Origin of the sequence: Streptomyces carpinensis (genome assembly GCF_002154505.1) — a bacterium.
In the GTDB taxonomy this organism is placed as follows: Bacteria; Actinomycetota; Actinomycetes; order Streptomycetales; family Streptomycetaceae; genus Streptomyces; species Streptomyces carpinensis.
On the sequence record NZ_MUBM01000142.1, the window covers coordinates 1 to 9,033 of the forward strand.

General features: G+C 71.5%; 10 protein-coding genes, 1 pseudogene and 1 riboswitch. Of the genes and pseudogenes, 3 read left to right on the forward strand and 8 right to left on the reverse strand.

Annotation, left to right across the window (positions count from 1 at the left end; all coding sequences use genetic code 11):
* The 7 genes and pseudogenes from BZY54_RS55460 to BZY54_RS19505 form a co-directional block, all read right to left on the reverse strand.
* Positions 1–179, reverse strand: a pseudogene (locus tag BZY54_RS55460) (transglycosylase family protein); the annotation flags it as partial.
* Positions 167–332: riboswitch (cyclic di-AMP (ydaO/yuaA leader) on the reverse strand. It overlaps the preceding pseudogene by 13 nt.
* Positions 333–514: 182 nt before the next feature.
* Entirely contained in the window at positions 515–1,666 is a 1,152-nt protein-coding gene (locus BZY54_RS19480; protein WP_086726472.1) for a LysM peptidoglycan-binding domain-containing protein, read from the reverse strand.
* 159 nt (positions 1,667–1,825) lie between these two features.
* Entirely contained in the window at positions 1,826–3,109 is a 1,284-nt protein-coding gene (locus BZY54_RS19485) for a cytochrome P450 family protein (protein ID WP_086726464.1), read from the reverse strand.
* A gap of 175 nt (positions 3,110–3,284) precedes the next feature.
* The gene (locus BZY54_RS19490) at positions 3,285–4,274 is read right to left on the reverse strand and encodes a nucleoside triphosphate pyrophosphohydrolase (protein WP_086726465.1); all 990 of its coding nucleotides are present in this window, start codon (positions 4,272–4,274) and stop codon (positions 3,285–3,287) included.
* Positions 4,275–4,298: 24 nt separating this feature from the next.
* Complete coding sequence (locus BZY54_RS19495; protein WP_086726466.1) at positions 4,299–4,940, reverse strand: SurA N-terminal domain-containing protein; 642 nt, start codon at positions 4,938–4,940, stop codon at positions 4,299–4,301.
* A gap of 137 nt (positions 4,941–5,077) precedes the next feature.
* On the reverse strand, positions 5,078–5,704 hold the full coding sequence (locus BZY54_RS19500) for a type 1 periplasmic-binding domain-containing protein (protein ID WP_086726467.1): 627 nt from the start codon (positions 5,702–5,704) through the stop codon (positions 5,078–5,080).
* A 46-nt stretch (positions 5,705–5,750) separates the two neighbouring features.
* Positions 5,751–6,578, reverse strand: a complete 828-nt coding sequence (locus BZY54_RS19505; protein ID WP_086726468.1) for a glycoside hydrolase domain-containing protein — start codon at positions 6,576–6,578, stop codon at positions 5,751–5,753.
* Positions 6,579–7,007: 429 nt separating this feature from the next.
* Here BZY54_RS19505 and BZY54_RS19510 point away from each other — a divergent pair, with 429 nt between their 5' ends.
* Both BZY54_RS19510 and BZY54_RS19515 read left to right on the forward strand, forming a co-directional pair.
* Positions 7,008–7,736 carry a hypothetical protein gene (locus BZY54_RS19510; RefSeq protein ID WP_086726469.1) on the forward strand — a complete coding sequence of 243 codons (729 nt, stop codon included), beginning with the start codon at positions 7,008–7,010 and terminating at the stop codon, positions 7,734–7,736.
* Between the two features lie 78 nt (positions 7,737–7,814).
* Positions 7,815–8,189 (forward strand): hypothetical protein, encoded by a 375-nt coding sequence (locus BZY54_RS19515; protein ID WP_086726470.1) that lies wholly within the window; start codon positions 7,815–7,817, stop codon positions 8,187–8,189.
* A 21-nt stretch (positions 8,190–8,210) separates the two neighbouring features.
* On the opposite strand, the gene BZY54_RS19520 is transcribed toward BZY54_RS19515, so the two are convergent.
* Positions 8,211–8,636: an ATP-binding protein gene (locus BZY54_RS19520; protein ID WP_086726471.1), complete on the reverse strand. Its 426-nt coding sequence runs from the start codon at positions 8,634–8,636 to the stop codon at positions 8,211–8,213.
* A 224-nt stretch (positions 8,637–8,860) separates the two neighbouring features.
* Here BZY54_RS19520 and BZY54_RS19525 point away from each other — a divergent pair.
* A partial coding sequence (locus BZY54_RS19525; RefSeq protein WP_143668075.1) for a helix-turn-helix domain-containing protein occupies positions 8,861–9,033 on the forward strand: 173 nt, incomplete at its 3' end.

A 9,033-nucleotide genomic window follows, 5' to 3' on the forward strand; every position in this document is an offset into this window, starting at 1 on the left:
CCACCGTAGAAGCCGTTGCCGGTGTTGATGGACCAGTTGCCACCGGACTCGCACTGCGCGACCGCGTCCCACTGGGAGGCGGTGGCGGCGGAGGCGTTGCCGGCCGCCATCAGCGGGCCGGCGACGGCGACACCGGTGACACCGGCGAGCGCGACGACACGGGTGGCCTTGGACGGGCGNNCGCCTGCGAGGTGAGCTGTCGGGTTCGGGCCGGTTGAGTTGCCCGGCCGTGCCCTTGGGGAGGCACGGCTTCACCCCAAGCCGCTCCGGTCAACGATCCGGCGCGGCACTTACCTTGGGTCCCCCGCTCCTGCCTACGGCGCTTGACGCGACGACTGTTCCCGTGCGGCCGCTGGCAGGATTCGGCGTTGCGGCAGCCGGGGCTCGCGGTGGCGAGCGGTCATGACCGTAGACACGCGATCCGCCCAATTTCAAAGACGATCAGGGCTTCTGAGACTCATCCCACACTTTCACCGAATGGGACATTCGGCGCGAAGTATGACGTGAACTTCCCCTAGTTCTGGGCGTTTTCGACCGGGACATCCAGGCTCTGACCGGCGACGATGTGGTTCGGGTCGGAGCCGATGGCGCCCTGGTTCGCGTCGTAGAGCGCGTGCCACCCGCCGTCGACGCCAAGGGAGTCGGCGATGGAGGCGAGCGAGTCACCGGTGCGGACGGTGTAGGAGTCGGCGGACGCGGTGTGTGCGTCGCCGCCACCCCGGGAGGCGTGCCGACCGCCGGCCGCCGTCGAACCCTCCGCCGCGTCCTCGGCGGCGCTGCCGCCGCGGTGCCGCCCGGTACCCAGCGACCCGGTGTCGACGAGGGCCGAAGAGCCGACGGTCTGCCCGGGGTTGTCCGAGTCGTCACGGTTGGATCCGGCGGGCGCCGAGGGCGGGCCGCTGGGCGAACCGGACTCGTCCGCCCCGGACCCGGGGGAGGTGTCGGACTTGGCGGAGTCGTCCGCCTTTCCGGGTGAGGTGTCCGAAGTTGAGGGCTTCGTGGAGGATTCGGCGGAGGGGTCGGCCGAGGAGTTGGGCGCGGATTCAGATGAATCAGACGAATCCGGCGAACCAGCCGAATGGCCGCGACCTGCCGAAGAGTCGGACGATCCAGGCGAGTTGGAGGTGCCCTGCGACGCGTCGGAGAGGCCGGGGTCGTCCACGCCGGACCCGCCGGAGTCCTCGGACGAGCCGGACTTTCCGGACGAGCCGGACGAGTCACGGGAACCGGAGGAACCTGTGTCCGAGGACGAACCGCCGCCCAGACCCGTGTCGACGTCCGCCGCGCCGGAGTCCTTCGTCAGGCCGGAGAGCAGCCCGCAGGTGGGCCAGGCGCCGGGACCCCGGTCGGCGAGGATCTTCTCGGCCACGGCTATCTGCTGGGACCGGCTGGCCTGGTCGGCGCTCGGGGCGAAGTCGAGGCCGCCGTACTTCTCCCAGTCGTCCTGGGTCAGTTGCAGGCCGCCGTAGTAGCCGTTGCCGTTGTCGGCACTCCAGGAGCCGCCGCTCTCGCACTGCGCCACCTTGTCCCACGTGGTTCCGTCGGCCGCGTTGGCCCCGGTGGCGCCGAGCAGCGGGATGGCGATGGCGGAGCCGGTCACTCCGGCGGTGACGAGGAGAGCCGGAGCCTGACGGGGGCGACGGTGACGACCGTTCCCGGAGAGCATGCGGAGACCTTTCACACGACAGCAGTGACCGGCGTGGCGGTCGTGCTCGGACGCCACGCTGATGCGTGAACGTATCGGCAGATGATCGCCCATCACAAGTTCATGCCGCGCAGATCACGTGAAGATCACATAGTTGAACGTGTGTCACCTTTGCGGCGGTCACGACGACTGTCCGGCGGTGAACCGGACGGGAAGCGTCCGCAGCCCGCGCATGATGAGCCCGCCGCGCCAGCGCAAGTCGGCCGGATCCGCGTCGAGTTGCAGGTCCGGGAGCCGGGTGAGAAGGGTGGCGAGCGCGGTCTGGCCCTCCAGGCGGGCGAGCGGGGCGCCGAGACAGTAGTGGATGCCGTGCCCGTACCCGAGGTGCTGGTTGTCGCGCCGGCCGAGGTCGAGGGTGTCGGGGGCGGCGAACCGCTCCGGGTCGCGGTCGGCGGCGGCGAGCACGACGAGCACGGGGTCGCCGGCGGCGATGTCCTGGCCGCCGATGGTGAGCGGCCGGGTGGCGAACCGCCAGGTGGCCAGCTCGACGGGGCCGTCGTAGCGCAGCAGTTCCTCGACTCCCGTCGCCAGCAGGTCCCTCTCCCGGCGGGCCAGGGACCGCTGCAGCCGGTGGCGCTGCTCGGGGTGGGTGAGCAGCGCGTACGTGCCGTTGCCGATGAGGTTGACGGTCGTCTCGAACCCGGCGAACAGGAGGATGAAGGCCATGGCGGCGGCCTCGTTCTCCGTGAGGTGTTCGCCGTGGTCGGAGGCGCGGATGAGGCCGGAGATCAGGTCCTCGCCGGGGGTCGGCTCGGCGGGCAGGGCCTCGCGCTTCTTGTGGATGAGCTCGGCGAGGTAGCCGCGCATCTTCTTCACCGACCGCGCGACCCCTCCCCTGGGGCCTCCCCCGTGCCGGATCATCATGCCCGCCCAGTCGCGGAAGTCGTCCTGGTCCTCGCGGGGGACGCCGAGCATGTCGCAGATGGCGTAGATGGGCAGCGGGAAGGCGAACTCGTGGATGAGGTCGGCGGTGCCGCGCTCGGCGAACCGGTCGATGAGACCGTCGGCCAGCTCCTGCACGCGCGGTGCGAACTCGGCGACCCGGCGGGGCGTGAACGCCTTGCTGACCAGCCGGCGCAGCCGGGTGTGGTCCGGCGGGTCGATGTTGAGCAGATGCGTCATGAGCTCGGCCTTGCGCTCGCCGGGGATGCCGGTCTTGCCCCGGGCGTGCGCGGGCTCGTCGTGGTGCGCCGGGTTCTTGCTCAGCCGCTGGTCGGCCAGGGCCTGCTTGGCGTCGGCGTACCGGGTGACCAGCCAGGCCTCGACTCCGCTGGGCAGTCGGGTCCGGTGCACGGGGGCGTGCTCGCGGAGCCAGGCGTAGGCGGGGTAGGGGTTGCTTGCGAACTCCCAGCTGAAGAGGGTCGGTGCGGTGTCCGCGGAGTCGGTGGGCGGCTGGTCCTGCATACGGCTGACCCTAGTCGTCGGGTGCCGTCCGGGGTTTTCGCCCCCGTCGCACCTTCCCTTCCCGAACCCGGGGGCTCGCCCCCGGCCCCCCGGGGTGTGCGGCGTCCCGTGCGGGCCGGTGGGGGCTGGGCGCGCCCGGGCGGCGGAGCCGCACGTCGATACGGCCCCGCGCCCCTCATGCCCCTTCCGTCTCCCTGATCGCGTCCCGGTACGCCCGTGCCGCCGCTCGCAGGGCCGCCTCCGGGTCCACGCCCTCCGCCTCGGCGCGGGCGGCCAGGGAGAGGAGTTCGTAGCCGATGCCCTCGCCCCGCGGGACGGGCACCTCCAGGCCCGCCGTGCGCACCCGGGACGCCAGCTTCGCCGCCAGGGCCAGGCCCGGCTGATGGAGCGGGATGCCCTCCGTCACGGAGGTGCGGCGCTTCTCCTCGGCCTTGGTGCGCAGCCAGTGCTCCTTGACCTCCTCGGGCGTCGTGGCCGTCTCCTCGCCGAAGACGTGCGGGTGGCGGTGGATCAGCTTGGCGACGATGCCGCCGGCCACGTCGTCGATGGAGAACGGCGCCTCGGGGTCCTCCTCCGCGATCCGGGCGTGGAAGACGACCTGGAGCAGGACGTCGCCCAGCTCCTCGCGCAGCTCCTCCCGGTCGCCCTCCTCGATGGCCTCGACCAGCTCGTACGCCTCCTCGATGCCGTACTTGGCCAGTCCCTTGTGGGTCTGCCGGGACGACCAGGGGCACTCGGCGCGGATGCGGTCCATGACCTGCACGAGGTCGAGCAGCCGGGCGCCGGGCAGGTCGTAGGAGGCGGGCAGCAGCTCCAGGTCCGGCATGCTGATCCGGCCGGAGCCGGCGAGGCGGGCGAGGCCGTCGGTCAGGGCGGGCTCGCCCTCGCCGGTCGCCACGACCACGATCGTGCGCCCGCCGGCGCAGGCGTCCACCAGTTCCTCGGCGCTCGGCGCCGCCTCGGCCACGGCTATGCCCGCCTCACGCAGATAGGGCAGCTGCGGGTGCGCGCCGTCGGCGCACAGCACCTCGTCGGCGGAGCGCAGCACCTGCCAGGCGGCCCAGGACAGCAGCCCCGGGGCGACCCGGTGGCTGGTGGTGAGCAGGACGATGCGGCCGGGGGCGGGCGGGGCGGTGTCGGCGGCGTGGTCGGTGGTGGTGTTCACGCTTCCGAACGTAACGCACCCTGCTCAGGCCGCCTGCTGCGCCGCCACCGTCGATACGTTCCGCAGCCACGGGGTCTTCGCCTCGACGCCGCCCTTCTGGACGTCCCAGGCGCCGTAGCGGGGGTTGAGGTCGACGTGCAGTTCGCCGGAGGCCGTGGACAGGGCCTTCCAGAAGGCCGGCTGGCTGGTGTCGGCGTGCAGCGCCGCCGCCAGCTTCTGGGCCTCGATCTGGAGGCGGAGGTTCTCGTCGAGGCGCTTCGGCGGCACCCCGTACTGCTGGAGCCACGCCGTCTCCAGCTGCTTGGAGCCGCCTGCCTGCTGCTCCAGGCCGGTGCGCATGTCCTGCACCTCCCGGGCGCTGACGGTGACGCCCGAGTCCCGGGCGGCGCGGTCCAGCACCCGGTCGAGCACCATCTGGTGCAGGGTGTCCCGGGTCAGCGTGCCGGTCCGGGTGATGGCCTGCTGGTACTGCGTCTCGTCGGCCACCGCGGACCGCTGCGCGCTGCGCACCTCGTCCACCCGGCTCTGCAACTGCGCGACGGTGATCCGCTGCCCGCCCACGACGGCCGCCGCGCCGGGATGCGCGTCGTTCCCGCAGGCGGCGAGGAGAGGAGCCGCGGCGATCGCGGCGGACAGGACGAGCGCGGTGCGACGGCGGCGGTGCAAGGAAACCTCCCGTTGGAGATTGTGCGACGGTGCACAAGGTCTTGCGGTGATCGATGTTAGGCAGCGGCCGGGCTCCGGCCAACCCATTCGACCAACGATTCCACGGGTGTTTCGGGTACTGCCTCGGCCCCGGCGGCTCAGCCGCGTGCGCGCACCGCCCGCTCGACGGCGGCGGCCACGTCGGCGCGCAGCCCGTCGCCGGCGCGGACCGTGGTGACGTTCCCGCCCGCGTGCCCGCCGCCGACCAGCACGAAGCCGATCTTCCCGTGGTGCGGTGCCGTCTCGCTCGCCGCCGTGACCTCGGGCCGGCCGACGGCGAGGACGACGTCGCACGAGCGCTGCAGCATCCCGTTGAGGAACGGCCGGGCGTTGCCGACGCTCTGCTCACCGGTCACCTGGCCGTAGCTGACCCGGGCGTGGGTCGTGCGGGAGGCGTCCTGCATGCCCTGCCAGACGTCGGCGGCGGTGGTGCCGGCGGTGATGCCGTCCCCGTCGGTGAGCAGGCAGGCGTCGGTCTCGGTGTAGTGCCGGGCGCGGGTGTCCGGGATCGGCGGCCGGTCGTCGTGCCGGGAGAGCAGGGCCCCGGTCACGACGAGCGCGCCGACGACGGCCACCGCGCCCGCGGCGAGGGCGATGGTGCGACCGCGCAGTGCGCGCAGCCATCGGGCGGCGGCGAGTCCGGCCACGGCGAGCGGGCCGCCCGCCGGCGTCTGCGCCTCCTTGGCCGGACGCGCCTGCGTCACCTGCCTGACCTGCTTGCTCACGCCTACCGTCCGATCCTGCTCGTTCCTTCCCGGCCGCCGGTTCCGCTCAGCCGGTGATGGCGACGGGCGCGTCCCACGCGTCGCGGTCGACGGTGAGGGTGACACCGCCGTGCGCCTCCTTGCTGTTCACCATGTACTGGTGGGCGCGGCTGTGGTTGGTGAACTGGGTGGAGCCCCAGGGCCAGTCCGTGGTGGTGGTGTTCTTGCTGTCCCAGAGGGCGTACCAGAGGTTGCCGGGCAGGTCGGTCTTGTTGGTCGCGGTGGCGATGGCCTTGGCGCTGGAGCTGGTGAAGCCGTAGAAGCCGGCGCGGTAGGTCTTGGCGCGCAGCTGCTTGTCGAAGGCGCGGACGTAGGCGAGCACGGCGTCGTTGCACGACTTGTTGGTGACGTCGTACGGCTCCATGTCCAGGTAGATCGCGCTGCCGGCCTTCATGCCGAGCGCGGAGGCCTTGGACACGGCGTCGTTGGCGTCGCTGGTGCCGAGGGAGGTGGCCGTGGAGGCCGTGAGCTTCTCCGGGTTGGAGCTGGTCTGGCACGGCGGCTGGGCGCCGACGTAGATCGGGATGAGCTTCCAGCCGATGGAGCTGACCGACTTCACCCAGGACGCGGTCAGGTTGGGCTGGGCGCAGCCGCGGTTCTTGCCGCCGACGTAGACGGCCGCGGCGCCGTAGAAGCCGGTGTGCCAGGCCTTCATGGTGGACAGCGAGGGCGCGGTGCAGGTGTCGAAGGCGCGGCCGGTGAACGTCTTCTGGGCCGGCCAGGTGGTGGCGGCCATCGAGGTCTGCGCGGCGATCCCGCCGCCCGCGACGACGGCGGCCCCGGCCACCGCCCACGTGACGTACCTGCGCTTCTTGGACTGCCGGTGCTCGGCCATCCCCACCCCTGTCTGTGTCGTGCACGCGCGCGTGCGCGCGCGGGCGTGCGTGCTGCACGCGTGCCGGATGCGGCGTACGACGACGGTCGGGCGACGTACGTCCGCTGGAAAACGTTGCTGAGCCCCCGTGGTGCGGCGCGCGTGGTGCGTCTGCCGACACTTCCCCCGGCGCCCGAAGCGGATCGCAAAGTAACCGATGCGGTTCCTGTGAACGGGAAACGGACCCCCTTGATCGGCACATGATTGCATCAAACGACGGTAAAGACGTTCGTGTCACCGACGACGGGGGCGGTCGCCGCACGACAATTCGCCCGCGTCGCACTTGACTTGACCGCATGTTGGTCCGCTCCTGACCTGTACATGAACTGTGCGTCCGCTGAGCGTCGTATGGTCCGCTGGCCACCCCCCTGGCTCATTCGAAGGACTTTCATGCACATCGCGTCCCGCGCCGCTCGCGTTCTCACCGTGGCTGCGCTCCCCTTGGTCCTGGCGGCCTGCGGCACGACCGAGAGCACCTCGGCCAAGGCACCGGCGTCCCCGGCGTCCCCGGCCACCAAGGACCCGAACGCCGGTCTGCTCACCGGCGCCCAGCTGAAGAAGGCGCTGGCCCCGGCGTCGTTCTTCCCGGCCGGTTTCAGCTCCGATCCGAGCGCCACCCGGGACACCGGGGACACGTTCGTGCCGCCGGCCACCAAGAGCCCGGCGAAGCCCGACTGCACGATGCTGGAGGGCACTGCCTGGATCGGCATCACCGGTGTCACCGGGGTGTCCTTCGCCCAGGGCGACTACGTCAACAAGAACACGTCCGAGGAGATCACCCAGGAGATCGACGCCTACCGCGGCACGACCGCGGCGAGCGTGCTGAAGGACGTGGCGAGGATCGCGACGACCACCTGCGCGACCTTCACGGACTCCGGCACCCACACCAAGGTGAGGACGAGCGGCCGGTCCACGCCCGGACTGGGTGACGAGGCCTACACCATCACGCTCACCAGCAGCGCCTGGGACAACGGCACCACTCTGATCGCCGCCCGGCAGGGCACCAACCTTGTCACCGTGCTCTCGACGGACGGCCACGACGACGGAGCCGCCACGGCGAAGAAGCTGACGGGACAGATCGTCGCGTCCCTGAAGACGGCTTCGGCGAAGACTTCCTGACACGAGGCCGCGCACCGTCCGGTGGCTTAATCTTGCCCCCTGCGCTGCCAGGGGGGCCGCGCCGCCGTGGGGGTGGAGATGGAAAAGCGCCTGGAAGCCGGCTGGTTGCAGCGAATCGCCTGGTCGGTCCTGGCCTGGGGCTCGCTGGGCCTGCTGATGTGGGTCCCGTTCCTGTACGTGGCGATCCGCCGCGGCCGGGGCTCGGACTGGGGCGCGTTCGCGTCCTTCGTCCTCTACGAGTGCGTGACGATCCCCTGGGCGGCCATCACGTCCGACGGCGACGGCGACCCGATCCTGGGCGCCGTCTTCGTGCTGTGCGTGCTGACGGCGACGGCGATGCTGCTGTTCGCCCTCTTCGACGGGCGCGGGACGGCACAGGGCGCGCAGCTGGCGTACGGGACACCGGCGCCGCCTGCGCAGGGGCAGCCGTACGGATACCCGTACGCGCAGTAGGCGGGCCAGGCGGCGACGGAGTCAGGCCGCGGCGAGCTCGCACCAGACGACCTTGCCCCGGTTTCCCTCTCTGGCCAGCGGCTGCCATCCCCAGAGGTCGGAGCAGGCCCGGACGAGCCCGAGCCCGCGCCCTTCCTCCAGTTCGGCGACCCGCTCCAACGGCACGGGCGGCTCCGGCGGCGCGGGGTCGGCGTCCCACGCCCCGATCCGCAGTACGCCCGCCGCCCAGCGCACCCGCAGGGCGGCGGGCCCCTTGGTGTGCCGTACGGCATTCGACACGAGCTCGGCCGCGAGCAGTTCGGCCACGTCGACGAGGCCGTTCAGCCCGTGCATGGTCAGGATCAGCCGGAGGGTGCGGCGACTGACCGTGACGGCGCGGGGGTCGTTGGGGATGTAGAGGGAGTACTCCCAGGGGTCGGTGGGGGTGGTGGTACCGGTTTCGGGCATGCGTGAACTCCGTTCGGTCCAAGAGGTGGTCGCGGTTCGACGGGCGGTGGCCTGCCGCAGCCGTCATGGCAGGACGGAGCGGTGCGCTTCCGGGACCCCGGGATTCCGCAGCGTGTGCGTCGCGTCACTGACGGTAGACATTAGAATTAAGAGTCGGCAAGGCGATCCCGTAATCTGACCCTCGAACGAGTCGCGTTGACAGGCGTTGGAGCAAGGAGCGGCCTATGGGGACCAAGCGCGAACCCACAGCGCGACAGATGCGGCTGGCCGTCGAACTGCGCAGACTCCGTGAGGCCGCAGGCATCAGCTCCCGTGAAGCGGCAGCGATGCTCGGGGTGAACTCCGTCCAGATCAGCCAGATCGAGTCCGGTACCTCAGCTTGGCGTTTAAGGTCCGC

Excerpts from the sequence above, each read along its gene's own strand:
- BZY54_RS19480 (WP_086726472.1), bottom strand. The coding sequence starts at position 1,666 with ATGCTCTCCGGGAACGGTCGTCACCGTCGCCCCCGTCAGGCTCCGGCT.
- BZY54_RS19485 (WP_086726464.1), bottom strand. The coding sequence starts at position 3,109 with ATGCAGGACCAGCCGCCCACCGACTCCGCGGACACCGCACCGACCCTC.
- BZY54_RS19505 (WP_086726468.1), bottom strand. The coding sequence starts at position 6,578 with ATGGCCGAGCACCGGCAGTCCAAGAAGCGCAGGTACGTCACGTGGGCG.
- BZY54_RS19510 (WP_086726469.1), top strand. The coding sequence starts at position 7,008 with ATGCACATCGCGTCCCGCGCCGCTCGCGTTCTCACCGTGGCTGCGCTC.
- BZY54_RS19515 (WP_086726470.1), top strand. The coding sequence starts at position 7,815 with ATGGAAAAGCGCCTGGAAGCCGGCTGGTTGCAGCGAATCGCCTGGTCG.
- BZY54_RS19520 (WP_086726471.1), bottom strand. The coding sequence starts at position 8,636 with ATGCCCGAAACCGGTACCACCACCCCCACCGACCCCTGGGAGTACTCC.